At 69.4% G+C, this 25,196-nt stretch carries 21 protein-coding genes and 1 tRNA gene; 14 read left to right on the top strand and 8 right to left on the bottom strand.

Annotation, left to right across the window (positions count from 1 at the left end):
* Positions 1–30: 30 nt before the first annotated feature.
* Positions 31–849: a peroxide stress protein YaaA gene (gene yaaA / locus M6444_RS12450; RefSeq protein ID WP_298327639.1), complete on the top strand. Its 819-nt coding sequence runs from the start codon at positions 31–33 to the stop codon at positions 847–849.
* Here the strand turns inward: yaaA and M6444_RS12445 are convergent.
* From M6444_RS12445 to M6444_RS12425, 5 genes are all read right to left on the bottom strand, one after another.
* Positions 824–1,939, bottom strand: coding sequence for a bifunctional RNase H/acid phosphatase (locus M6444_RS12445; protein WP_298327636.1), 1,116 nt, complete (start codon positions 1,937–1,939; stop codon positions 824–826). The genes yaaA and M6444_RS12445 overlap by 26 nt on opposite strands.
* The gene (locus M6444_RS12440) at positions 1,936–2,742 is read right to left on the bottom strand and encodes a C4-type zinc ribbon domain-containing protein (RefSeq protein ID WP_298327633.1); all 807 of its coding nucleotides are present in this window, start codon (positions 2,740–2,742) and stop codon (positions 1,936–1,938) included. Before M6444_RS12440 ends, M6444_RS12445 begins: the two co-directional genes overlap by 4 nt.
* Positions 2,676–3,554 (bottom strand): Nif3-like dinuclear metal center hexameric protein, encoded by an 879-nt coding sequence (locus M6444_RS12435; protein WP_298327630.1) that lies wholly within the window; start codon positions 3,552–3,554, stop codon positions 2,676–2,678. Before M6444_RS12435 ends, M6444_RS12440 begins: the two co-directional genes overlap by 67 nt.
* A gap of 407 nt (positions 3,555–3,961) precedes the next feature.
* Positions 3,962–4,216 (bottom strand): hypothetical protein, encoded by a 255-nt coding sequence (locus M6444_RS12430; RefSeq protein WP_298327627.1) that lies wholly within the window; start codon positions 4,214–4,216, stop codon positions 3,962–3,964.
* A gap of 28 nt (positions 4,217–4,244) precedes the next feature.
* A complete protein-coding gene (locus M6444_RS12425) occupies positions 4,245–5,183 on the bottom strand; it encodes a DMT family transporter (protein ID WP_363326343.1) in 939 nt (312 codons plus the stop codon).
* 74 nt (positions 5,184–5,257) lie between these two features.
* On the opposite strand from M6444_RS12425, the gene M6444_RS12420 reads away from it, so the two are divergent.
* Positions 5,258–6,187, top strand: a complete 930-nt coding sequence (locus tag M6444_RS12420; protein ID WP_298327622.1) for a LysR family transcriptional regulator — start codon at positions 5,258–5,260, stop codon at positions 6,185–6,187.
* Here the strand turns inward: M6444_RS12420 and M6444_RS12415 are convergent.
* On the bottom strand, positions 6,132–7,226 hold the full coding sequence (locus tag M6444_RS12415; protein WP_298327620.1) for a PHP domain-containing protein: 1,095 nt from the start codon (positions 7,224–7,226) through the stop codon (positions 6,132–6,134). The genes M6444_RS12420 and M6444_RS12415 overlap by 56 nt on opposite strands.
* A gap of 32 nt (positions 7,227–7,258) precedes the next feature.
* Here M6444_RS12415 and M6444_RS12410 point away from each other — a divergent pair, with 32 nt between their 5' ends.
* The 6 genes from M6444_RS12410 (at position 7,259) to M6444_RS12385 (ending at position 13,378) form a co-directional block, all read left to right on the top strand.
* Complete coding sequence (locus M6444_RS12410; RefSeq protein WP_298327618.1) at positions 7,259–7,693, top strand: DUF6098 family protein; 435 nt, start codon at positions 7,259–7,261, stop codon at positions 7,691–7,693.
* 106 nt (positions 7,694–7,799) lie between these two features.
* On the top strand, positions 7,800–8,807 hold the full coding sequence (locus M6444_RS12405; protein ID WP_298327616.1) for a LacI family DNA-binding transcriptional regulator: 1,008 nt from the start codon (positions 7,800–7,802) through the stop codon (positions 8,805–8,807).
* 252 nt (positions 8,808–9,059) lie between these two features.
* Positions 9,060–10,391 carry an extracellular solute-binding protein gene (locus tag M6444_RS12400; protein WP_298327615.1) on the top strand — a complete coding sequence of 444 codons (1,332 nt, stop codon included), beginning with the start codon at positions 9,060–9,062 and terminating at the stop codon, positions 10,389–10,391.
* Between the two features lie 23 nt (positions 10,392–10,414).
* Positions 10,415–11,368 carry a sugar ABC transporter permease gene (locus tag M6444_RS12395; protein ID WP_298327613.1) on the top strand — a complete coding sequence of 318 codons (954 nt, stop codon included), beginning with the start codon at positions 10,415–10,417 and terminating at the stop codon, positions 11,366–11,368.
* 5 nt (positions 11,369–11,373) lie between these two features.
* Positions 11,374–12,162 carry a carbohydrate ABC transporter permease gene (locus M6444_RS12390; protein ID WP_298327610.1) on the top strand — a complete coding sequence of 263 codons (789 nt, stop codon included), beginning with the start codon at positions 11,374–11,376 and terminating at the stop codon, positions 12,160–12,162.
* Positions 12,163–12,235: 73 nt separating this feature from the next.
* Positions 12,236–13,378, top strand: coding sequence for a glycoside hydrolase family 99-like domain-containing protein (locus tag M6444_RS12385; RefSeq protein WP_298327607.1), 1,143 nt, complete (start codon positions 12,236–12,238; stop codon positions 13,376–13,378).
* Between the two features lie 25 nt (positions 13,379–13,403).
* Here M6444_RS12385 and M6444_RS12380 read toward each other — a convergent pair whose 3' ends face one another.
* Entirely contained in the window at positions 13,404–17,480 is a 4,077-nt protein-coding gene (locus M6444_RS12380) for a discoidin domain-containing protein (RefSeq protein WP_298327605.1), read from the bottom strand.
* A 129-nt stretch (positions 17,481–17,609) separates the two neighbouring features.
* Between M6444_RS12380 and M6444_RS12375 the strand changes: the two genes are divergently transcribed.
* From M6444_RS12375 to M6444_RS12355, 5 genes are all read left to right on the top strand, one after another.
* A complete protein-coding gene (locus M6444_RS12375) occupies positions 17,610–18,497 on the top strand; it encodes an AraC family transcriptional regulator (protein WP_298327601.1) in 888 nt (295 codons plus the stop codon).
* Positions 18,498–18,613: 116 nt separating this feature from the next.
* Positions 18,614–21,136 carry an ATP-dependent Clp protease ATP-binding subunit gene (locus M6444_RS12370; protein ID WP_298327598.1) on the top strand — a complete coding sequence of 841 codons (2,523 nt, stop codon included), beginning with the start codon at positions 18,614–18,616 and terminating at the stop codon, positions 21,134–21,136.
* A 60-nt stretch (positions 21,137–21,196) separates the two neighbouring features.
* Positions 21,197–22,195 (top strand): type I glyceraldehyde-3-phosphate dehydrogenase, encoded by a 999-nt coding sequence (gap, locus tag M6444_RS12365; RefSeq protein WP_298327595.1) that lies wholly within the window; start codon positions 21,197–21,199, stop codon positions 22,193–22,195.
* A gap of 53 nt (positions 22,196–22,248) precedes the next feature.
* Positions 22,249–23,427: an alcohol dehydrogenase catalytic domain-containing protein gene (locus M6444_RS12360; protein WP_298327592.1), complete on the top strand. Its 1,179-nt coding sequence runs from the start codon at positions 22,249–22,251 to the stop codon at positions 23,425–23,427.
* A gap of 124 nt (positions 23,428–23,551) precedes the next feature.
* On the top strand, positions 23,552–23,959 hold the full coding sequence (locus M6444_RS12355) for a hypothetical protein (protein ID WP_298327589.1): 408 nt from the start codon (positions 23,552–23,554) through the stop codon (positions 23,957–23,959).
* A 54-nt stretch (positions 23,960–24,013) separates the two neighbouring features.
* Here M6444_RS12355 and selD read toward each other — a convergent pair whose 3' ends face one another.
* On the bottom strand, positions 24,014–25,030 hold the full coding sequence (gene selD / locus M6444_RS12350) for a selenide, water dikinase SelD (protein ID WP_298327586.1): 1,017 nt from the start codon (positions 25,028–25,030) through the stop codon (positions 24,014–24,016).
* A gap of 61 nt (positions 25,031–25,091) precedes the next feature.
* Here selD and M6444_RS12345 point away from each other — a divergent pair.
* Positions 25,092–25,187 (top strand) — tRNA-Sec (locus M6444_RS12345).
* The last annotated feature ends 9 nt before the right edge of the window (positions 25,188–25,196 follow it).

Here is a 25,196-nt window from a genome sequence, read left to right as displayed (position 1 = left end):
TCGCCAGCGCCCCGCGTACGCTGAACCGTTGTGTTGATCCTGCTGCCCCCGTCCGAGGGCAAGACACGCCCGGTCGACGGTCCACCGCTGGACCTCGAGACATTGTCCTTCCCCGAACTCACCGGGCCTCGCGCCGAGGCGATGGCCGCCTTGGTCCAGCTGTGCCGAGATGAGCCGGACGTCGCAGCCAAGGTGCTGGGTCTCGGCCCCACCCAGGCCGGTGAGGTCGCGATGAACGCCGGCCTACGCGAGGCGGCGGCAGCTCCCGCGCGTGCGGTGTATGCCGGCGTGCTCTTCGACGCCCTCGACCTGCGCGGCCTGTCCTCGGCCGCGCGGCGCCGGGCCGACCGGTCGGTGGCCATCACCAGCGGTCTGTGGGGGTTGCTGCGCCCGGGCGACATGATCCCGGCTTACCGGCTCGGCGGCGGTACGAATCTCCCCGGCGTCGGGCGACTGGCCGCGTTCTGGCGGCCAGTCCTGCGTTCCACCATGGCGCACGCGGCCGGCGACGGGCTGATCGTCGACCTGCGGTCCGGCACCTACACGCCCTACTGGCGCCCCGGCCCGGACGTCGCCGCACGCCTGGCACATGTGCGTGTCCTGCATGAACGTGACGGGCGACGCACGGTCGTCAGCCACCACAACAAGGTCACCAAGGGCCGCATCGCCCGTGAACTACTCACCGCCGCGAGCTCGCCGCACGAGCCGGTCGGGCTCGCCGAGCTATTGCGTTCGGCCGGCTGGATCACCGAGGTGACCGCGCCGGCCCGTCGCGGCGCGGCCACCACCATCGACGTCGTGGTCACCCACGTGCCGACGGCGGCTACGGACGCAGCCCGAAGCCGGTGACCGAGGTCGCGCCGTCGGGGTAGACCTGGATCTCGGTCACCGAACCGGGTGCGGGCTGCAGCCGAAGCACGGCCCGCGCCGGCGCCTCGAGAGTCATGGCCACCATCGAGCGCACCGGCATGGAATGCGTGACCACGATGATCGGCTGACCAGGATTGCGGGCAGCGGCCTTGTCTCGCGCCACGGCGATCCGGCGCACGACTTCGTCGATGGTCTCGCCGCCGGGCGGACGCACATCCGATGACGTCAACCACCGCGCGGCCTCGTCCGGATACTTCTCGGTGATCTCGGCCAGCGTCAGGCCTTCCCAGGCGCCGAATTCAAGCTCGCGCCACGAATCGTCGATCCGCATCGCCAGGCCCAGGCGTTGCGCGATGGCGTCGGCCGTCTCTCGGGTCCGTCGCATCGGCGAGGCGACCACGGCGACCGCACCCGACTGCGCCAGCAGCTCCGCGGCCCGCTGGGCCTGCTGGCGACCGGTGTCGTCGAGCGAGGGGCCCTCGACGCCGCCGCCGCTGAACCGGCGCGCGGCCGTCATCGGCGTCTGGCCATGCCGGACGAGCAGAAGCGTCGTCGGCGTGGCTAGCTCCGGTGCCCACGAGGCCACCACCGACGCGGTACCCGCGGGTTCGGCATCCGCGGCCGTCGCCTCCGGCTTGATCACCGTGGCGACGCCGATGGGCTTGCCGTCGAGTGCCTGGTTGACCAGCTGGTCGGCATGGGTGTTCTGCGCCCGCGGAACCCAGGTGAACGTGACGTTCTCAGCCGGCAGGACACGCTTGGCCTCCAGAGCCAACGGCTGCAGGTCCGGGTTCTTGATCTTCCACCGCCCGGACATCTGCTCGACGACGAGCTTGGAGTCGAGCCGGGCTTCGACGACGGCCTCGGGGTCGATGGCGGACGCCGCCTGCAGCCCGGCGAGCACACCGCGGTACTCGGCGACGTTGTTGGTGGCCACCCCGATCGCCTCGGCCACCTCGGCGAGGACCTCTCCGGTCTCGGCGTCGCGCACGAGCGCCCCGTAGGCCGCCGGGCCGGGATTTCCGCGCGATCCGCCATCCGCCTCGACGATCAACCGGCGCAAGCTCATACCCCCGACTCAGCGGTTCGGACGAGGATGCGGCGGCATTCCTCGTGCCGGACGACCACATCGGGAGCGAGCCCGCGGATGTGGTTGAGCTCGGCGGCATCGAGCTGGAGCCGGCAACCCTCGCAGCGCCGTTGGCTCAGCGCCGCAGCGCCGATGCCGTCACGTTCGGCCCGGATCTTCTCGTACAGCGACATCAGTTCGGCCGGGATCTCTGCGGCGATCGCGGCTCGTTCGGCGCGCAGCGACTCGGTCTCGGCGTCGATGGCTGCCCACGCGGCGTCGCGAGCCTCTTGGACCTCCTGTGCCTTGCGGCCGATGGCGTCGCGCTCGGCGGCCAGGGTCTCGGCCTCGCGCTGGGCCTGCTCGATGCGCTCCATGATCTCGAGCTCGGCGTCTTCGAGCACCCGTTGGCGCCGTTCGAGCGAGGCGATCTCACTCTGCAGGTTCTCCAGCTCTTTTGGCGAGGACACCTGGCCGGCGTCGAGTCGTTGCTGGTCGCGGGCTTTGCGTGCCCGCACCTGCTCGACATCGGCGTCGGCGCGCTTCTGCTCGCGCTCGAGGTCGGCGACGGTGGTGGAGGCTACGACCTCGGCATCGCGCAGCCGGGAGTGCTCGGCGGCCAGCTTCTGGAGCTCAGCCGCTTCCGGAAGCGTGGAGCGTCGGTGCGCCAGCTGGTCGAGCTTCTGATCTGCTGCCTGAACATCGAGCAGGCGCAGCTGGGCAGCAGGGTCAACGTTCAGGGCTGGCTCCCTTCGTCGGCCACGGACGCACCGGGCTCGCGGGCTGATTCGTGCAGGGTCCACGGGTCGGTCGGCGTTGCCGAGACGTGAGTCTCCACCGTAGTCCCCCACGGCGACAACCCCTCGGCCAGGCGTTCGGCGGCCGGGGCCAGCCACGGCCACTCGCTGGCCCAGTGAGCGACGTCGACCAGGGCCGGCCCGCCGGACTCGCCAGCCTCCGACGACGGGTGGTGGCGCAGGTCGGCGGTCACGAACGCGTCGACACCGGCCGCGCGGACGGTGTCGAGCAGGGAGTCGCCCGAACCTCCGCACACGGCGACGGTTCGCACCATCGCCGCGGGGTCGCCGCTGGCGCGCACGCCGTGCACCGTACGCGGCAGCCGGTGCGCCACCCGCTGGGTGAAGGCGCTCAGCGACTCCGCGGCCGGCAATGTTCCGATCCGGCCGAGCCCGGTCGGCGTGACGGTGTCGGCCTCGCCGGCCACCGGGTGCGGCACCAGGGGCCGCAAGTCCTGCAGGCCCAGCACGCCGGCCAGGGCGTCGTTGACGCCCGGCGCGGCCTTGTCGGCGTTGGTGTGCGCGACGTAGAGACCGATGCCGTGGGTGATCAGCCGGTGGACGAGCCGGCCCTTCGGCGTCGTGGCCGCAACGGAGTTGACCGGACGAAGGAACAGCGGGTGGTGCGTGACGACCAGGTCGGCACCGGCCTCGATGGCCTCGTCACCGACCACGGCGACCGGGTCGACGGCGAACAGGATGCGCCGGATCTCAGCGTCGGGATCACCGCACACGAGGCCCACCGCATCCCAAGCCTCGGCCAGCTCGGGCGGGAAAAGCTGCTCGAGGACCGTGATGACGTCTGCGAGTCTGGGCACAGCAGGACCCTATCGGTGCTGGCACCGCCGCCGGCCGGGCCGCCGATCGCGCCACTGCCGCAGGCACGAGAGCGTACGGACACGAGTTCGATTCATTTTCACTGACTGGAGCTTCGTCGACATGTTCGGTTGACGTCGAATCACATCGGTGTCATTCTGGGGTGGCGCGGATGCTGGACCTGTTCCGATCCGCGTGCTCGTCATGAGGCTCCTGCGCACAGCGCGTCGGCGCGCCCGGCGCTGCGGGAGGCCCTCATCGCACTCCAGGTCGTTTCAACGACCTCGAGTCGGCTGGTTCGCCGCTTCCGGCGGGCCGTGTGCCGCGACCCCAGCGCTGGCCACGACGTGCCGGTTACGGCCGCTCGTCCGAACCCGCGGCGACACTGCGCGCCGCCGGCGTCGCGGAATCAGGAGGACCGGCCGTGGCCGACGATGAGCACCGGCATCAACCATGGTGCGTCGAGCACGATCCGAGCGGTGTATGCCTCGGTGACGTGACCGAACTTCCACATGACGGTGCGGCGTGGCTCGAGTGCGGGCCGACCACCGCCATCGTCGTCGCGCTCGGGCATCGGCTTGGCTCCGACCGCCACCTCGCCGAGTTGAGTCCGGCCGAGGCACGTGCCGTGGCAACGGCCCTCCAGCATCTGGCCGACCAACATGACGCCGTGTCAGGCTAGGCCGCCGGCGTCAGCGACGCGACCTGCGGCGCGAGATCGCGACCCCGGCCAGGCAGATGGCCCCGCCGACGAAACCGTGCACGCCGGGCACCTCGGCCAGCAACAGCCACGACAACAGCACCGACACCGCGGGGACGGCGTAGGTCGATGCGGTGAGCCGTCCCGCAGGCGTGCGGCGCAGGGCGTACGCCCAGGTGCTGAAGCCGATCGCGGTGGGAAACACGCCCAGGTAGATCGTGGCCACGATCGCGCCAGCCGGCGCGTGGCGCAGTTGCTCGATCAGTTGCGGCAGCCAGGGCAGCAACACCACGGTGGCCACGATGCAGCCCAGCCACGTCGCGACCAGGGCGTCCACCGAGCGCAGGATCACCTTCTGCACGAGTACGCCGAAGGCGTAGAGCACAGCGGCCAGCAAGCACAGCACGACGCCGATCGTGTCCCGGTCCCCCGACGAGCCGGTCGCGATCACCACAACGCCGCCGAAGGCCACCAGCGAGCCCAGCAGCAGGGGAACCGGAAACCCCTCACCCAGCAGCAGGCCCGCACCGAAGGCCACCAACAGGGGCGCGACGTTCACCAGCATCGCGGCCGTTCCCGCATCCACATGGTGCTCGGCGGTGTTCAACGCGACGGTGTAGGCGCCCAGCCACACCACTCCATAGGCCATCACCAGGACGATCGACCGGCGCGAAGCCGGGAACCGCAGGGCGCGTCCGCGCGAGGCCGCCATGATCGCCGTCAGCGCGGCCGCGGCGACCGCGAGGCGCAGCAGTGCCATCGGAGCCGGCGCGAGGGAATGCCCGATGTCGCGGATCGCCACGAACGACGATGCCCACAACACGACCGTCACGCCGGCGGCGATCGCTGCCTTTCCAGCGTCGGAGCCGCCGGCGCCTGTCCGCGAGGACGCCGGGGCCGGGGTCTGGATGATTCGACTCACGCCCCCCATCGTTTCGCCCGCACATTCGAAAGCACAAGCGATTGTTTCTTCACCATCGTTAAGTTCAGCTGTACTATGCTGTCATGCTCGACGTTCAGCGACTCCGGCTGCTACGTACGGTCGTGGCTACGGGGTCCATCCGGGCCAGCGCGTCCGCGCTGGGCTACACGCCCTCGGCCGTCAGCCAGCAGCTCGCCGCGTTACAGCGCGAGACGCACCTCCAGCTGCTCGAGCGCGTCGGGCGAGGTATCGAGCCCACCGCCGCCGGACGCGCCCTGGCCATGGCGGCCGAACCACTGTTCCAGGAGCTGAGCAGGGTCGAAGCCCTTGTCAGCGACCTTCGCGCCGGGCGCGTCGGCAGCCTGTCCATCGGGTATTTCGCTTCCGCCGGGGCAGCCTGGCTGCCACCCGTCGTGGCCACGCTGCGCGCGGAGTTCCCCGAGCTCCGCCTCGATCTGCGGATGACCGAGCTCGGCAACGCCGAGCGCGGCGATCCGGACATCGACATCTTCGTCGAGGGCCCGCAGTCAGACGTGGCCGATCAGGTCATCGTCAAGCGCCTCGTCGACGATCCCTATGTCGCCGTCGTCACCGACGACGATCCCCTCGCCTACCGCACCGAAGTACCGCTGGCCGAGCTGGCCTCCCGGCGCTGGGTCGACAACGACGTCACCGACGGCCCGTGCCGGCAGGTCCTGCTCGCGGCGTGTACGCAGGCCGGCTTCTCCCCCGAGTTCGCCGTCGAGACGCACGACTACCGCACCGCCATCCCCTTCGTCAGCAGTGGCATCGGCATCACTGTGCTCCCCGCGCTCGGCGTGGTCGACCTGCCCCGTGGCCTGGCGACCGTGCCGGTCGTGGCGCCGACGCCGGTGCGCCATATCAGCGTGGCCATCAAGAAGGCCGTCGCGGACCACCCGGCCGTCCAACGTGTCCTGGAACTTCTCGACGCCGCGGTCACTGCTGCTGCCGCGCCGTCCACGCGAGCAACTCGTCCACCGGCCACGAGTTGACGATCCGCTCCACCGGAACGCCACAGGCCATGGCGCGCTCACAGCCGTAGGGCTGCCACTCCAGCTGGCCCGGCGCATGAGCGTCGGTGTCGATGGCGAACCAGCAACCCGCCTCCACCGCCAAGCGCAACAGCCGCTTCGGCGGGTCCAGCCGTTCCGGCCGCGAGTTGATCTCCACCGCAACCCCGAACCGGGCACACGCCGCGAACACGATCTCGGCGTCGAAAGTCGATTCCGGCCGGGTGCCTCGAGATCCGGTCACCAGCCGCCCGGTGCAGTGCCCCAGGACGTCGACGTGCGGATCGGCGATCGCGGTGACCATCCGGCGCGTCATCTCGTCGCTGGGCATCCGCAGCTTCGAGTGCACGCTGGCGACGACGACGTCGAGCTGATCGAGCAGTTCGGCGGACTGATCCAGCGTGCCGTCCTCGTTGATGTCGACCTCGATCCCGGACAGGACCCGGATCTGCGACTCCCGGTTGATGTCGGCCACGACCTCGAGTTGCCGGCGCAACCGGTCCGCCGAAAGACCGTTGGCGACCGTGAGCCGCGGCGAGTGGTCGGTCAGCGCCATGTACTCGTGCCCCAGCGCCGACGCCGCCGCGACCATCTCGTGGATCGGGCTGCCGCCGTCGGACCAGTCCGAGTGTGTGTGCAGGTCGCCACGCAGCGTAGCGCGGATCCGCTCACCGCCCGCCGCGATCGGCTCGCCGCCGGTGGCCTCGAGTCGGCGCAGGTAGACCGGCACCTCGCCGGCCAACGCCTCGGTCACGACCTCTGCGGTGACCTTGCCGATACCGCGCAGTTCGGTCAACGTGCCCGCCGCGACCCGCGCGGCGAGTTCCTCCGGGGTCACGGCGTCGACGGCCTGGGCAGCAGTGCGAAACGCCCGCACCCGGTACGTCGGCTCTCGAGCACGCTCGAGCAGGTACGCGATGCGCCGCAAGACGTCGCCGGGTGTCGGGTCCGCAGTCACCGTCCCAGTGTCGCTGACGGCGGCCTCGCGAGCGAGGAAGAACAAGGCCGACTCCGCGCGCATACCCCCACACCCGGCGGGGTAGAACGACCACCATGGTGATAACGGGGCGCCAGCTGCCCGTTGTGCCCGACCTGGCCGCACTCGTCGAACTGGTGCGGCTACGCCCGGGCTTGTATTTGCGCCAGTCCGAGGGTCCTGATGCCGACCTCTCCGGAAAGACCAGCGTCGACTGCGAGGCCAGGGTGCACATGCCCGGCTTGTCGGTGACGACGATCGATCCCGAGCCATGGTGGCCGCGGCCCGCGATCGACTGGATCGCCCGCCGCGTCTGCAAGTACGCCGACCTCGCCGACGTCCAGGGCCGACATCCGTGGTTGCTCACCGCCCGGCCGGTCGGCCTGGGCCCGGACCACGAGCCGCTCGTCGTCGACGTCGAGCCGGTGGCGTGGCTGGCTCCGAGCATCGTCGACGAGGCACGCGCGCACTATCACGCGGCGTTCGACGTGGCGCGCGATTCGAGGGCCTGATCCGCGCAACCCTCCTTCATCGTGCCCTCGGTCGGCATCGGAGGGCACGATACGGTGCAGCAGTCCGCCCAGGCGCCGAACCCATGGCACGGCAGGAGCAACCCTGATGAGCACCGCGAAGGAGAACCAGCCGCGCGGCATCCGCGCGGTGGCCCGCGTGGCCGGGGTGTCGATCGGGACGGTGTCGAACGTCCTCAACCGTCCTGAACGGGTGGGGCCTGAGACGCTGCGCCGGGTGCACGCGGCCATGAGATCCACCGGCTTCGTGGCCAACCGAGGTGCGGCGAGCCTGCGCAAAGGACGCAACACCACGATCGGGTTGATCGTGCCCGACATCAAGAACCTCCTGTTCGCCGAGGTCGCGCATGGCGCGATGGAGATGGCCGATCGGCACGGCTACGTCATCATGCTCGCCACCAGCCAGGGTGGCACCGATCGCCAGCTGCGCTATGTGGAGAACTTCGAGGGCCAGCGGGTGGCGGGGCTTCTCGTGACGCCCGTACGTTCGGCCATGCCGGTGGTCAAGCACGCCCGGGAACGCGGGATACCCGTGGTCGTCATCGACGACGGCGCGCCCCGCAACACGTGCTCGGTCGCGGTGGACGACGAATACGGCGCCCAGCTCGCGTTGAATCATCTGTTCGCCGGCACCGACCGCCCCGTGGCCGTGGTGAACGGCCCGCAGCGCATCGGCCAGTTCGCCCGGCGCCGAGCTGGAGCGCGCGACGCTGCCACGGCGGCCGGGCGCGAGCTCGTGGAAGTCACCGTCGACGATGTCACCGTCTTCGACGGCGCCGCCGCGGCCGACCGCCTGCTCGCCGCGCACGGAGCGATCGACGTCTTCTGCACGAGCGACTTGCTGGCCATCGGGGTGGCGCTGTCGTATCGGTCTGCCGGCCTGCAGCTGGGGCAGGACGTCCAGCTCATCGGCTACGACGACATCGACCTCGTCGCCGAGTCGCACCTGTCCCTGTCGACCGTGCGCCGACCCAAGGCCGAGCTCGGCAGTGCGGCCGTGGAGCTCGTCCTTCGCGAGGTGAGTCACGACGCGAACCATCACCACGAGAACCGCGTGCTGACCCCGTCGCTGGTGCTGCGCTCCTCCACTCGCTGAGGGGGCTTCACCAGCGAACGCGCCCAAACAGGGCAATCTGATGAACCGGTTCATCTCCCAAACACCCGACATCCCGCCACTCGCCGTGCCACTTCAGCCAGTTCAGTCACGTCTTGTCGACGACCCCTTGGCCGACGCCCGCGGTTGGTGCTAGGTTTCATCACCTCAGATTTGTGAAAGGTTTCAACGCGCCTGCGGACTGCACGACCAACCCCGGGCTTCGGCCGCCACGACAGCAAGGAGTAGCCAGCCATGAAGGTCGCTCGTACCGGCCAGCGCCGTCTTCTTGTCCCAGCGATCGCCCTGGCCTTGCTGGCCAGCGCCTGCGGTGGCGGTTCCGACGACGGCTCGGCGACCGACGCCCCGGACGGCGCCGTGCACCTGACGTGGTGGGGGTGGAACGTCGCCGCGGTCGAGGACGTCGTCGAGGCCTTCGAAGCTGAGCACCCCGGTATCACCGTCGAGTTTCGGCCCTACGGGTACGACGACTACGTGCAGGCGTTACGCCCGGCGCTGACCAGCTCCGACGGCCCGGACGTGTTCCAGTTGCAGCCCGGTGGCATGGTGGCCAACTACGAGCCGCTCGCTGCAGATCTGGCGCCGCTGCTCGAGGCGGATCTCGGCGCAGGCTGGCGTGATCAGTTCCACGAGGAAGGCCTGACCCAGCTCGCGGTGGACGACAAGCAGGCCGCGATGCCCAGCATCATGAGCGCCGCCGGATTGATCTACTACAACCAGTCGCTGCTCGACGAAGCCGGCGTGGAGGTACCCACGACCTTCGACGAGTGGGAGAAAGCTTGCGCGGCCATCGTCGCCACGGGCGCTCAATGCCTCGCCCACGGCGCCAAGGATGCCTGGGTCAACATCGACCTGTTCCTGTCCATCATCAACTCCGACGAACCCGGCCTGGTGTACGAGGCCATCGCCGGCGAAACAGCATGGGACGCACCGGAGTTCGTCACGGCAGCCGCGGAGTTCGCGCGCCTGTTCGACGGCGGCATCGTCGCCGAGGGCGCGGCCTCGCGGGCCGAGTACCCGGACGCGTTCAACGCGTTCATCTCCGGCGAGGCCGCCTTCATCGCCTTGGGCACGTGGAACACCGCCGGCACCATGACCAACACCGGCCTGGCGGCATCGGCCGAGGGCATCTCCGGTGAGCCGGCCGGCCCGTTCTTCTCCGCTCCGTTCCCGGCGGCGCAGGCCGGCAAGGAACCGACGGCGCTGTTCGGCGGTCCGGACAACGGCTGGGCCGTATCGGCGCAGAGCGAGCATCCCGACGAAGCCTTCGCCTTGCTGACGTTCCTGACCCACGGCGAGGGGCAGCAGATCCAAGCCGGTCTCGCGAACATCCCCGCTGCCACAGACGTCGACGTCAGCACCGACGACGTCGTGGTGCCCGAGCAAGCCGCCAACATCGAGCAACAGCAAGCCGCCGTCGGTGACCTGATCGGCGCGCGCCAGATCCCGTACCCGGACCTGGAGGCCGCACTCGGCCAGGCGCTGTCGAGCATCGTCGCCGACCCGGACTCCGCTGCTGAGGCGATGGCGCAGGTCGAGCAGGTCTCGGCGGGCCTCGAGCGCTGAGCACCGACCGGACCGAGCACACGATGCCCGTCACCGAGACCCGCCGGGAGCACGAAACCGCAGCACCGGCCCGGGCCCGTCCCGCCGGGCGTGCCCGGACGACGTGGCCGCGACACCGCGCCCGGGCGGCCGCCCTGCTGTGGGTGCTGCCGGCGGTGATCTTGGTCGCCGGTGTAGTGCACGTCGGTATCGCGTACAACGCCGCCGTCGGCACGACCGAGTGGAACGGGATCTCCCCCACACGCCTGCCGGTCGGGTTCGACAACTACGTGGCGATGGCCCGTGACGACGTGTTCCTCGCGGCCCTGCGCAACACCGCCGTGTACGGCGTGGCGATCATCGTCCTGCAGCTCAGCCTCGGCCTCGGCCTCGCCGTCCTGGTGCGGACCCAGACGCGTGGGCGCCACCTGCTGCGCGTGCTGGTCTTCGTGCCGGTGGTCCTGTCCCCCGCCATCATCGCCACCTCGGCGCGCCACGTGCTCGACCACGACGGCGCGCTGAACGCCGCCCTGGACGCGATCGGGCTGGGTTCGCTCGCCCAACCGTGGCTGGCGAACCCCACCACCGCCCTGGCGACCCTGGTCGCGATCACGGTGTGGCAGTACACCGGCTACAGCTTCGTCATCTACGACGCGGCGATCGCACAGGTCGACGAGGCGACCTTGGAGGCCGCGCAGATCGACGGAGCCGGGAACGCCCGCATGTTCACCGCCGTGATCCTGCCCAGCCTGCGTGGATCTCACCTCGTCTTGATCGTGCTCACCGCCATCAACGCGCTCAAGACGTTCGATCTGGTGATCTTGACGACCGGGGGCGGGCCGGGCATGTCCACCGAGATGCTCACCCTGCACGTCTACGAGCAGACGATCGTGCGCTTCCACGCCGGCTACGGAGCCGCCCTGTCGATGGTCCTGGTGATCATCGCTCTCGTCTTCGCCGTCCTGCAGGTTCGTCTCTCGCACGTCAGGGAGGCCTGAGCCCGATGTTTCGCTACCAGTCCATCGCGAGCCGCGTGGTCAGCCAGGTCCTCGTCGTTCTGGCCTTGTTGGTCGTCATCGTGCCCCTGGGCCTGGTGCTGAAGGAATCGTTGGCCGGCGCGGGTTGGCGGAACTACACCGAGGTGCTGACGGGCACGCCGTTCCTGCGCTTCTTCCTCAACAGCCTGATCATCTCGGCCTCGACCGTGGCCGTCGTGACGACAGTCGCCATGGCCGCGGCGTACGGCCTGGTGATGCTGCGAGCGCCGTTCGGGCGGACCAGCCAGGTCGCGGTCATCGCCGGTCTGGCGCTGCCCGCGGTGGCTTTGACGGTCCCGTTGTTCGTCACCATCCAGCGGCTGGGACTGTTCGACTCACCGTTGGCCGTGATCGTGCCGCTGTGCGCCTTGAGTGTGCCGTTCGGGTTGCTGGTTGGTCGCAACTTCCTCGCCGGTATTCCGGGAGAGATCCACGAGGCGGCCAGGCTGGACGGCGCCGGGACGGTCACGATCTTCGTGCGGGTGGTGGCCCCGCTGGCGCGCCCGATCATCGCGGTGATCGTCATCTTCACGTTCCTGGCGGCGTGGAACGAGTACTTCCTGCCGCTGCTGCTCCTCCAGGACTCGTCAGCTCAGGTGATCACGCAGGTTCCCACGTACTTCCAGAGTGAGCGGCAGGTCGATCTGCCCAAGGTCTTTGCCGCCAACGTCCTCATCAGCCTGCCGATCATCGCCGTGTACCTCGTTCTCCAGCGCCAGATCCGGGCCGGGTTCGTGGCCGGCGCCATCAAGTGACCGGTCGAACACGTCGCACCACCACGCACCTTCTCACCGCAGCCCTGTCGACACCCATGATCAAGGACACCCATTGAGACCCGACGTACTCGCCTACTACTTCCCGCACTGGCACGCCGATGAACGCGACAGCCGATGGTTCCGGCCGGGATTCACCGAATGGGAGTTGGTGCGAAACGCCACGCCGAGGTTCCCCGGGCATCGCCAACCGCGGATTCCCACGCTCGGCCATCGCGACGAGACCGATCCACGCGTCATGGACTCCGAGGTGCAGCTGGCCCGCGCACACGGCATCGACGGCTTCATCTTCGACTACTACTGGTACGACGACGGCCCCTACCTGCAGCGTGCTCTGGACGAAGGCTTCCTCGGCCGCGGCCAGGACGCTACGCCGATGCGGTTCGCGTTGATGTGGGCCAACCACGATCTACTCGACCTGTATCCGTTGCCGGCGCCGAGCAGCGGCGCGCAACCGCGGCTGCTGCGCCCCGGTGGTGTCGGCTTGGAGAGCTTCGAGCAGATGACCGATCACGTCGTGTCGGCGTATTTCGCCCACCCGGACTACTACACCGTCGACGGCAAGCCGTTCTTCTCCATCTACGAGCTCGGCACGTTCGTCGCCGCCATCGGTGGGGTCGAGGCGGCTGCGGAGGCCTTGGCCGGACTCGACCGCAAGGCCCGGCAGGCCGGCCTGCCCGGGGTGCACGTCGACGCGGTCGTCTGGGGAGCCGGCATCCTGCCCAACCACGTCACCATCTCCCGTCCTCGCGAGCTTTTGAGCGCCCTGCCCGTCGCGTCGGCCAGCTCGTACACGTGGCTGCACCACGTCGACATCGATGCCCACCCGTTCCCGGTCGGCGACTGGGACCGCGTCCGTGCGGAGGCGTTCGCGGCCTACTGGTCCTACCCGGACGATCTGGCGTTGCCGTTCGTCCCGAACATCTCCGTGGGGTGGGACAACTCGCCGCGCACGTCGCCGGAGGCGGTGTGGGAGCGCAATGTCGGCTACGGCTGGACGCCGTCGTTCGAGTGTTCGGTGGAGTCCATCACGCTGGCGGCGGCGGAGTCGGTCAAACTGCTCGCCGCGCAGCCGGGCGCACCGGCGATGGTGACGGTGAATGCGTGGAACGAGTGGACCGAAGGCTCGTACCTGTTGCCCGACACCGAGCGCGGAACCGAACTGCTCGAGGCCCTCGGCGCGGCGTTCCCGCGCTGAGGGCCTGCTGAGAGGGCTCGAGCCGTCAGTCGATCTCGATGCTGTCCACGTGGAAGGTGCCGCCGGCCGCGCCCTCGGCCGGGTCCACCCGGAGCTGGCGCAACACCCCGCGCCAGCCGTCCACACCCGTCATGTCCAGCACGTAGTCGACGTACCCGGTGGCATCGGGATCGAGCGGAATCCGCACGCTGTTCGCTTCACTGAAGTTGGGGCTCGCTTCGGTGGTGAAGTACACCGTGCCGTACTCCGCTTCGGTCTCGATCGCCATCCGCACGGTGATGGTGCTCAGCTCGGTGAGGTCGAGCCAGAGTGTGGGTTGCGAGTAGAACTGCGGGTCCGGGCCGGCGATCGTCCCGCCGACACCGCCGTCACGCCATCCGAACCCCTCGATCGCCCCGGCGTTTCCCCAGCCTTCGGTGCCGGTGTCGAACGTCCACGACCGCTTCGTGTTGAGCTCGTTGAGCACGAACGGCTCGACGCGCACGGCGTCCAGCACCACCTGCTCGCCCGGCGCGGCGCCGCTGAACTCCACCTGGAGCTGGTGGAGCAGCCCCTCCCACCCGGGGGCGTTGCTCATGTCGACCTGATAGGTCCGGACATCCTCGTCGTGGGCGACGAGATCGAATGACACGCTGCGCTCGGGGGCGAACTCCGGGCTGGCTTCGGTGGCGAAGCGGACGGTGCCGCGGGTGGCCGACGAGGCGTTTCGCAGCCGGAGGGTCACGGTGTCGGCGTTGGTGATGTCGGCTTGCAGGTTCGCCGGCGAGGTCAGGACGTCGTCGGTGCCGTTCACGGCCAGGCTGATCGAGCCGTCCTCGCTCCAGCGCGGGTCCGCCGACTGTCCGGTCCAGCCGTGCCGGTCGGTGGTGAAATGGGACGCGACGACCGCGTGATCGGGCGCCATCCGGACGTATTGCACGTCGATCCGGCCCGAGTCGGCTGACACCTCGAGACCCAGCTGCTCGATCGTGCCCGACCAGCCGGGCGCGTCGGTCAGGTCGACGACGTAGTCGACGTAGGAGCTGTCGGGTTCGATACGGAAGGGCCGGCTCTCGGTGACGGTCTCGCCGGATTCGCTGGTGGCGACGTAGCGCAGCCGGGCCTGGCGGGCCTCGGTGCCGTTGCGCAGCTTCACCAGGACCGATGGGTAATCACGCGCGGCGACGTCGAGGCCGTCGGGTGACAGCAGGCTCGCTGCGGCCCCGCTGACGTCACCGCCGATGGCGCCCTCCTCGGACCAGACCGGTCCGTTCAGGGGGCCGTCGGCGCTCCACCCGTCCACGCCGGAGGTGAACTCCCAGGACGTCGCCGAGCGCTCGGGCGTGGGCACGTGTCGCGACCCGACAGAGAGCTCGGCGATCTCCGGCGGCCCACCGGAGGTCTCGTCGACCACCAACCGGATCCGGTCGCCCCGGGTCGCGCCGAGCTCGATGGTCGACGCCGCGGTGAGTTCGCCGCCGCGGTGTACGACGCTCCAGCCTCGATGGTCGTGCACCTGCAGCTCGAACGACGTGACCGTGGTGTCGGTGGTGCGCGGAACGATCCGCACCCGGTCGAACGGGACCGTACGCCCGAACGACAAGGTGACGTCGTCGCCGCTCTCCCGGGTTCCGCGCCAGTACGTCGCGGGGTTGCCGTCGTTGACCTGACCTGCGTTCGTCGCGAACCACTCAGCGGGGTCGAACGACGACGCCGTGGCGAAGGCGGTGGCTGCCGGGTCGGCGGGGTCGATGCCACCACCCAGACCGGCCGGGCCGACGCCGTACTCGAAATAGTCGTGGTAATAGGTGCCGCTCTGCGGCTCGAACACCACCATGATCTCGTGGCGGCCTTCCGGCAGACCTCGGGCCTCGAAGACGGACTGCTGACGCGCGGGCTGGGAACGGTAGAGGTTCACCACGCCTTGCGACAGTCCGTCAATGAAGACCTCCGCCTCGGTGCCGTCCGGCCCTGTCGGGGCGACCCAGCGCACCGAATTGCCGTCGAATCCGGCCCGGACGAAGGTCCGGAAGAACCGGTCTGCGCCGCCACCGGGGTTGTAGAGGTAGCTGTGGGAACCACCTGAACTGTCCGGATCGTCCACCTCGACCCAGGTGGCGGCCTCCGGCGTGACGAAGGCCTCGTAGTCCGTCGCCCGGTCGTCGTTCTCGATGCGGTACTGCCCCGGGCGTTGTTCGGGCGGCGCGGCGACGTCCGGCGGCTCCGGGGCCGGTTCAGCGGCCGGGTGCTCGCCGGCGTCGTAGAGGTAGTTGAACCGCCCGTCCGGTGCCGCGTCACCGGAGACGTAGGCGTCCATGATGGTGTCGTCCTGCTGGTTGTCCCACCAGCTGAATTCCAGCCGCAGCGGATCCGCGCCGAGCCCGATGTCGTCGCGGGCGATCGCGACCATGAGCTCGTCACCGGCGGTCCGGAACGCCACGTCATCGGCCACGACCTGCCACGTCTCACCGTCTGCGCCGGCCCGCTCCAGCCGGGCCGACGTCGGGTCGTCGGCCCGGAACCGCACACGGTGGTCGTAGCCGTGCCATCCGTTCGTACCGTCGGCGTCGGTGCCCAGGTAGAGCGTCATCCAGTTCGTCTCGCTGATCGGGGTCAGATCCTGGGCCGTGCGAGCGTAGAAGTAGACGAACTGATCGTCACGGGCCACCTTGCTGCTGACGATGTCGTTGCGGCCGGTCTGATTGACATAAGTCTCGTTGCCCACGCCGGGGTGATGGCGAGGCTCGGTGTCGCCTCGGTAGTCGGTGTACTCCGGTGCCACGTCGGCCCACTGGCGGAAGGAGCCGTGGAGGTCGATGGTCGTCTCGTCGCTGGGTGTCGCCGGCGGGCTGACCCCCTTGTAGCGGCGGATGTTGTCGACCATCTGCAGGTAGTAATTGTCCTGGTAACCGCCGACCATGGGCGCGAGGTCGCGGCTCCACCGGGTGTTGACCACGTCGTAGAACATCAACGGGTCATCGGGCGCGTTGGCCCAGTTGCCGGCGATCCATTCGTTCCACTCGAGGATCAGGATCGTCTCGGGATCCTGCTCGATCGCATGGTCCCACTGCTCCTGGAAGTTGTAGCCCTGGTTCTGCGCCCCCGGCGACTCGTCCTCGGCGCCGTCGTGAAAGCTGCGGCTGCGCGAAGGCACCTCGTCGAGGCCGTACCAGGCGGTGTAACTGAACACCGATGAACTGCCCGAGTTCTGGGCCGGTGAGACGGCCATCTGCTCGAGCGTGCCGTCGGCGTCGTAATTGCCCCGCTGCGGGCGGTCGAAGCTGATCCAGTCCCAGCCCTGCTCTCGCTGTTCTTCGTTGGGCCACTGGGCGTAGCGGAACGTGAAGAACTGCTGCACCGTGCTGGACGGATCAGCACCCAGGATCAACGGCTTGCCGTCCCAGTGGAACCACGTGCTCGGATAGCGGTGCGGTGCGTCGTCGGCGTAGAAAGTCCGATAGATCTCGTCCATGGCGCTGGTCGAGTCCGTGTGCGTCATGAACACGACCTGCGGGGCACGCACCCCCTGCGCTTGAAGCTCCACGATGGTGCGCATCAAGACGATGGCCTGGGGCTTGTAGATCTCCCAGTTCGAGGCGTCGAGCACCAGGTAGTCCACCTGGGCATCGGCGAACATCTGCAAGTCGCGGCGGATCACCCAGGCGTCGTCACTGCGGTGGTAGCCATACAACGGCTCACCCCAGTACGCGAAATGCCCGGGCGGCGGGAACGCCCCGCTGCCGGGGTTCTGCCACGCGAGTGGATCTTCGGCCAGGGTGGCGTTGTTGTCGTAGATGTTCTTGTATTCGCGCATGTCGTTGGAGCCATGCCAGAGCACGTAGAACAGTCCGACCGTGCGATCGGGCCGCGGGCGCGGCGCGTCGGTGTAGTCGGCGAGTTCACGGCCGAGCGCGTCGGTGGCCACCAGCGGGCCGGGCGCGTTCGTCTCCAGCGTCCGCTCCGAAGTGCTCACCGTCGAAGCCAGGTGGGCCGCATCGGCCGGAGCGGTCGGGCCGGGCACGGCGGTCAGCGCCGTGGCCGCGGCCAGGCCCGCGACCAGGACACGGGGCGCCCGGACCCCTGTTCGCCACAGTCGATGGCTCGATCGGACGTCCCTGGTCATCGTCACTCCTGAAGCTGGATGCGGACCGAAGCTTGCCGAGGTGCGAGTTTGATCGATTCAACGCCGTCCGATCCGCAAGCGCTAGCATCATCGCGGCGCGAACTAGCACGATCCGATCAAGTGAGGGCGATGGTCGCTCGTTACAGGAGGCAGGAGGCCCTGCCCGAGTCCGGCCCGGCCATCGGTGCGGAGCTGATGGACGGCCTGGAGACGGTGCCCGCGCACAGCCATGACTTCATCGAGATCGTCCTGGTGGCCGACGGGCGCGCCTGGCATGAAACCCGCTCCGGCGGGCGCACCGTACGCCGCGGATACTGTGCGGTGCTGCGCCCCGGCGAATGGCACAGCTGGAGCCACTGCCACGACTTGCAGGTATGGAACGTCTACGTCGGCCCGGAGGTGTTCCGGCACGAGGTGGGCTGGCTTCGCGACACCGAGCCGGGCAGCCGCCTCATCACTCCGCCGCTTCCCGGACGAGTCACCGAACGGCTCGTCCACGAGACCGCATTGGCCCGAGTCGTGCACTGGCTCGGCGCGATGCCACCTCGGCATGCGCCCGCCCAAGTCGACATCGCCGCGCGGCGGGTCGGGGTGCTGTCGGCCGTGCTCGGCGAGATCGCCGCCGCGCCCGATCTGGGCACCACCACGTCACAGCCGTCAACCGGGGCACACCTGAACCCCACGATCGCCGCGGCCATCCGGCTGCTGGAAAGCGACGTGTCCCATCCGTGGACGGTCGCCGAACTGGCCGAGCGCACCCACCTGTCGACCGCGCATCTGACCCGGCTCTTCTCCCACGCCACCGGCATGGCGCCCATCACCTACCTGGCCCGACTGCGCGCAGAGCACGTCGCTGCCGACCTCATCGACGGGGCGGATCCGATCTCGGAGATCGGGCGCCGGTACGGGTGGGCCGATCCGAATTACCTGAGCCGGCGCTTCCGGCACTTCTTCGGCGTGTCACCTCGGGTGTTCCGCAACCGGTACAGCACCCCCCGGGATCATCCCCCGGCGTGACCGGACGCCGTCGCGGCGGCAGGTCGTTTGCTCGCCACGGCGGCGGGTACGTCGAACACAGCCGTCGCGAGCCATCCGCACATCGCGTCGTACCACCGTGATCACGAGGACCTGACATGAACAGCGACTACATCGGGCCGGGTCAGTACGGCCCCGGCCCGTTCGACGAGTTCTTCGCCCGATTCCTCGGTGGACCCGGCCAACGACGACAGTTCCACCGGGTGGACATCACCCGGCTGCTGACTCGTCAGGCACGCGAGCTCCTGGCGGCGGCGGCACGGCGAGCCGCAAAGTCAGGCAGCCGCGACCTGGACGTGACGCACCTGTTATGGGCGGCTACCAAGGACGAGACGTGCCGCCATCTGCTGACGTCGGCCGGCGCCGACCCCGACCGGATCGCCGGTGAACTCGAGGAACACTTCGACGAGGCGGAACCGCTCAACGAGCTGCCGGCGCTGACACCGATGGCCAAGCGGGCGCTGCTCGATGCGCACCGGATCTCGCGCGCGCTGGGTTCGACCTACATCGGCGCCGATCATCTCCTGTTCGCGCTCGCGGTCAACGCGGACTCCGCAGCCGGCCGCGTCCTCGCCGCGTTCCACGTCACCCCGGAGTCTCTCCAACACGCCGCCGCCGGTGGTGGCGTCGAGCGGCCTGCCGCCGCGCACTCCACGACGCCCACCCTGGACGAGTTCGGCCGCGACCTCACCGCCCGCGCCCGCGACGGCCAGATCGACCCGGTGATCGGCCGGGACTCCGAGATCGACCAGACCGTCGAAGTCCTGGCCCGCCGCACGAAGAACAACCCCGTGCTCATCGGTGAAGCCGGAGTGGGCAAGACGGCCATCGTCGAAGGCATCGCCCAGCGCATCGCCGACGGCGACGTTCCGGACATCCTGCGCGATCGCCGTGTGATCGAGATCGACTTCACCGGCCTCGTCGCCGGCACTCGTTATCGCGGTGACTTCGAGGAACGGATGAAGAAGATCATCGACGAGATCAGCAGCCACGAGGACGTCATCGCCTTCATCGACGAGTTGCACACCGTGGTCGGCGCCGGCGCTTCGGAAGGGTCCATGGGCGCCGGCAACATGCTCAAGCCCGCGCTCGCCCGCGGCGAGCTCCACGTCATCGGCGCGACCACGCTGGACGAGTACCGCCGCTACATCGAGACCGACGCGGCGCTGGAGCGCCGCTTCCAACCCATCCTGGTCGCCGAGCCCACTGTCGAGGACACCGTCGAGATCCTGCGCGGCTTGCGGGACCGGTACGAGGCACACCACCAGGTCCGCATCGCCGACGAATCGCTCGTCGCCGCCGCGGAGCTGTCGCATCGATACCTGACCGACCGATTCCTGCCGGACAAGGCCATCGATCTGATCGACCAGGCCGGCGCGCGAGTACGCCTGCGCACCAAGACACCGACCACCGACATCCGCCAGCTCGAGCAGCGTATCGAGGAGCTCCAACGCGACAAGGACGAAGCCGTCGCCGCTGAGAACTACGAGCGCGCCATGTCCCTCCGCGACGAGATCGAACAGATCCGGGACCAGTTGGCCACGACCCAGGAGCACGAATCGGCCGTACCCGAGGTCGGCGTCGCCGACGTCGCCGACATCGTCTCGCGCAGCACGGGCATTCCCGTCAGCCAACTCACCGAGGATGAGAAGGACCGCCTCCTCCGGCTCGAAGAACGCCTGCATCAACGGGTGATCGGCCAGGACGAGGCCGTCGACGCCGTCGCCGAGGCCGTCCGTCGCTCGCGCGCCGGGCTGGGCGACGCCAACCGCCCGGTGGGCAGTTTCCTGTTCCTCGGCCCGACCGGAGTGGGCAAGACCGAACTCGCCCGGGCGTTGGCCGAGGTGTTGTTCGGCGACGAGCACCGCATGATCCGCCTGGACATGAGCGAATTCCAGGAGCGGCACACGGTCAGTCAGCTCACCGGCGCGCCGCCTGGCTACGTCGGCTACGAGGAAGCCGGACAGCTCACCGAGGCCGTCCGGCGCCGGCCGTACTCGGTGGTGCTGCTGGACGAGATCGAGAAGGCGCACGTCGACGTGTTCAACACCTTGCTGCAGGTCTTGGACGACGGCCGGCTCACCGACGCGCGCGGGCGCACCGTGGATTTCCGGAACACCGTGTTGATCATGACGAGCAACCTCGGCTCGGAGCTGATCGTCGGGCGCTCCGGCCGGATCGGCTTCGGCGGCGACGCCGACGGCGGTACCGACGAGGACCAGGCGCTGAAGGACCAGCTGATGCGTCGAGTCCGGGACGTGTTCCGCCCCGAATTCCTCAATCGCATCGACGAGATCATCGTGTTCCGGCAACTGGAGCCCGAGCAGTTGCGGCAGATCACCGAGTTGCTACTGACCGATACGCGCGAGCGGTTGCGTGCTCAGGACATCTCGGTGTCGTTCACCGACGAGGCCGTCGACCGGATCGCCGCGCTGGGACATCAGCGAGAGTTCGGTGCCCGGCCGCTGCGACGCACCATCCAGCGCGAGATCGACAATCCGTTGTCCCGCAAGCTGCTCGACGGTCAGATACGCCCCGGCGATCACGTCGACGTCACCGTCCGCGACGGGCAGTTGGAATTCGACGTCCACACGGCCGCCCCGGCCGGTCAAGCTCCCTGAGCGACGCACAGCCGTGCCGCCGGCTCGACGACGGCGACGACAACAGACGAGGTGAGGTACATGGCAACGGTTGCGATCAACGGGATGGGCCGCATCGGCCGAGCGGCGATGAAGATCGTGCTCGACGACGACGCGCTCGACCTCGTAGCGGTCAACGACGTCGCCGACGTGGAGAACCTGGCGTATCTGCTGAAGTTCGACACGGTCTACGGCCGGTATCCCCACGAGGTGAAAGTCGACGGCGATTCGCTGGTCGTCGGCGGTACCCGGATCCCGGTGTTGAAGGAGTCCGATCCGGCCGCGCTGCCGTGGCGCGACCTCGGCGTGCAACTGGTGCTGGAATGCACCGGGGTGTTCACCACCGAGGACGACCTGCGCAAACACGTGCAGGCCGGTGCCTCCTACGTCGTCTTGTCGGCGCCGGCGAAGTCCGATGGTGTGCCGACCGTCGTGCACGGCGTCAACACGACCGACAGCGCACCTCAGTTGATCTCGTGTGCCAGCTGTACGACGAACTGCATCACCCCGGTGATCGAAGTCATGAGCCGCAGGATCGGCGTGCAGCGAGCGGTGATGACCACGGTGCACGCCTACACCGGCGGGCAGCGCATCGTGGACGGGCCGCACAAGAGTCTGCGCCGCGGCCGCGCGGGAGCGGCCAACCTCGTCCCCGCGTCCACAGGAGCGGCCCGGGCCACCACCCGCGCCATCCCCGAGCTGGCCGGACGCTTCGACGGTGTCGCCGTGCGGGCCCCGATCCCGGTCGGTTCGCTGGCCGACATCGTGTTCGTCGCCGACCGTGCCACCACGGCCGACGAGATCAACCAGGCCTTCCGGGACGAGGCCGACACCGACCGGTACCGCGGCATCATCGCCGTCTCCGACGATCCGCTCGTGTCCTCCGACATCGTGGGCGATCCGCACGCGGCCATCGTCGACCTCGACATGACCCAGGTGGTCGACGACACGTTGGTCAAGGTCATGGCGTGGTACGACAACGAATGGGGCTTCACCCACCAGATGATCCGCGAGGCGCGCAACGTCCTCGGCGTCGGCTGATACGCCGCGGGCCGGGCCGGTTTCGGCGTCGGTCGCGCGGGTACCGGGGCACCATGAAGGCAGTGACCTGGCAGGGCAAACGCGACGTCCGTGTGGACGACGTGCCGGATGCGCGCATCACCGAGCCGACCGACGCCGTCATCCGGGTGACGACGACCGCGATCTGCGGTTCGGACCTGCATCTCTACGAGCCGTTGGCGCCGTTCATGACGCCCGGCGACATCATGGGACACGAGACGATGGGCGTCGTGGAAGAGGTCGGTGCCCAGGTGGGCGGCCTCACCGCGGGCGACCGGGTGGTCGTGCCGTTCCAGATCTGCTGCGGCGAGTGCTTCATGTGCGGGCAGGGGCTGCACACGCAGTGCGAGACCACCCAGGTCCGCGACTACGGCATGGGCGCTGCGCTGTACGGCTACACCAAGCTGTACGGCCAGGTGCCGGGCGGACAGGCGGAGTACCTGCGCGTGCGTCAAGCCCAGTTCGCCCCCATCAAGGTGCCCGCCGACGGTCCCGACGAGCGCTACATCTACCTCTCCGACGTGTTGCCGACCGCGTGGCAGGCCGTGGAGTACGCCAGCGTCCCCGACGGCGGAAGCCTGGTCGTGCTGGGCCTGGGCCCGATCGGCGACATGGCCTGCCGCATCGCGCTGCACCGTGGGCACCGGGTCATCGGGGTCGACCCGGTGCCGGAGCGTCGCGCCCGGGTCGCCGAGCGTGGCGCCGACGTGCTCGACCCCGACGCCGGCAACGACCTGCCCGGTGTGATCCGGGAGATGACCGACGGGCGCGGGCCGGACTCGGTCATCGACGCCGTCGGCCTGGAGGCGCACGGCTCCCCCGTGGCCGGCTTCGCCCAGAAGATCGCCGGGATGTTGCCGGGCTCGGTGGCCGAGCCGATGATGCAGAAGGCCGGCATCGACCGCCTCGCGGCGCTGAAACAGGCGATCGAGATCGTCCGGCGCGGCGGCACGATCTCGATCAGCGGCGTCTACGGCGGCATGGCCGACCCGCTGCCCATGCTGACCCTGTTCGACAAGCAGATCCAGCTGCGGATGGGGCAGGCGAACGTGCGGCGCTGGTCCGACGAGATCATGAAGTTGCTCACCGACGACGACCCGCTCGGCGTGGAAGGTTTCCACACCCACCGCCGCCCGCTCGACCAGGCGCCACAGGCCTACGAGGCGTTCCAAGCCAAGACCGACGGCACCGTCAAGGTCCTGCTGTCGCCGTGAAGCCGAGCGGGGCTCGACGGCGCCGTCACCGTCCCGCCCAGCCGGTGACGAGGAATGACGCAGACCGTGCGGGGTATGTCACACGTGTGGGTCAACCCTTGGCACCCGACTGGAGGGCCATGACATGAGTACCCAAACAGTGGTGTGGATCATTGTGATAGCGGCCGTGGTCGTGCTGATCGCGATCGTGGTCGGACTGTGGCTGCGCTCGCACCGGGCCAGCAGGTCCGAGGCCGAGCGCGCTCGGCAGCGCGAGCTGGCCGCGGACGAACGGCGGCAAGCCGACGCCGAGATGCGCGCCGCGCAACGCCAGGAAGCCGAAGCCGACGAACTCGCCGCTCGGGCTCGCCGCGAGCGCGCCGAGGCCGACGAGATGGCCGCACGCAGCCGCCAGGAACGAGCGGTGGCCGCCGAGAACGAAGAGGCCGCCGAAGAACAACGCGCTGTCGCCGCCGAACGGGCTCAGGAGTCCGAGATGCGGTATCGCGAGGCCGACGCGTTGGATCCGGACGAGCACCGCGAACGCCCCTGACGGGTCGTCAGCAGGTGCGGACCGCGCTCGGGCGCGGTTCGCACCTGCGTCATCTCAGCGCACGATCACGGTGACACCGTCGGCCCGGGCCGGGATCAGCTCGCCGACCACCGGGTAGCCCGGCACGTCGCCGGCCAGCAGGAGCCCGCCGGAGGTCTGCGCGTCGGCCAGCAGGAGCAGCTCGTCCTCGCCGCCACCTGTCCTGGTGTCGTGGGCCAGCCACGGCCGCACCCAGTCCAAGTTGCGGCGAGTGCCGTCGCTGACGTACCCGGCGGCGATCGATTCGCGCGCGAGCGCGAGCACGGGGACCGCGCCGGCCTCGAGCACCGCCGTCACACCGCTGGCCCGGGCCAGTTTGTGCAGATGCCCGAGCAGGCCGAACCCGGTCACGTCCGTGGCACAGCGGACGCCGGCGTCGACGGCCGTCCGGGCCGCTGCGGCGTTCAGGGCCGTCATCGTGGCGATCGCCGCGTCGAAGACCTCGCCGGTGGCCTTGTGCCGGTTGTTCAGCGTGCCGAGGCCGATCGGTTTGGTGAGCATCAGCTGGTCGCCCGGCTTGCCGTGGTCGGCACGCATCAGCCGGTCCGGGTCGGCGATACCGGTGACGGCCATGCCGTACTTCGGCTCGGGGTCGTCGATGCTGTGTCCGCCGGCGACATGGCAGTGCGCTTCGCGGGCCACGTCGAGCCCGCCGCGCAGGACGTCCTCGGCCAAGTCGAAGGGCAGGACGTCGCGTGGCCAGCCGAGCAGATTCACCGCCACCACCGGCGTGCCGCCCATGGCGTACACGTCGGACAGCGCATTGGCAGCGGCGATACGGCCCCAGTCGTAGGCGTCGTCGACGACCGGGGTGAAGAAGTCGGCGGTGGCCACCACAGCCCGCGCGCCGTCCAGGCGCACGACGGCCGCGTCGTCGCCATGGTCCAGCCCGACCACCAGCTCGCCGTTGACGGTCGGCGGGTTCGAGTCGACGAGGCCCGCGACGGCGGCCTCGAGCTCGCCGGGCGGGATCTTGCACGCACACCCGCCGCCGTGGGCGTACTGGGTGAGGCGAATCTGCGACGTCGTCATGTCTTCACGATCTCCCATGACGGCGTGTTCACACCGGCGTGGAGCGGATAATCTCACAAGCGGAGGCGTTCAGGTGGCTGGTGCCCCTCCCGGTCTTCAAAACCGGAGTGACCCGGTACCCGGGTCAGGCGGGTTCGATTCCCGTCCGCCTCCGCCATCGCCGCGG

Origin of the sequence: Haloactinopolyspora sp., from assembly GCF_027324685.1 — a bacterium.
In the GTDB taxonomy this organism is placed as follows: domain Bacteria; phylum Actinomycetota; class Actinomycetes; order Jiangellales; family Jiangellaceae; genus Haloactinopolyspora.
This window is presented reverse-complemented; position numbering and strand designations above follow the sequence as displayed.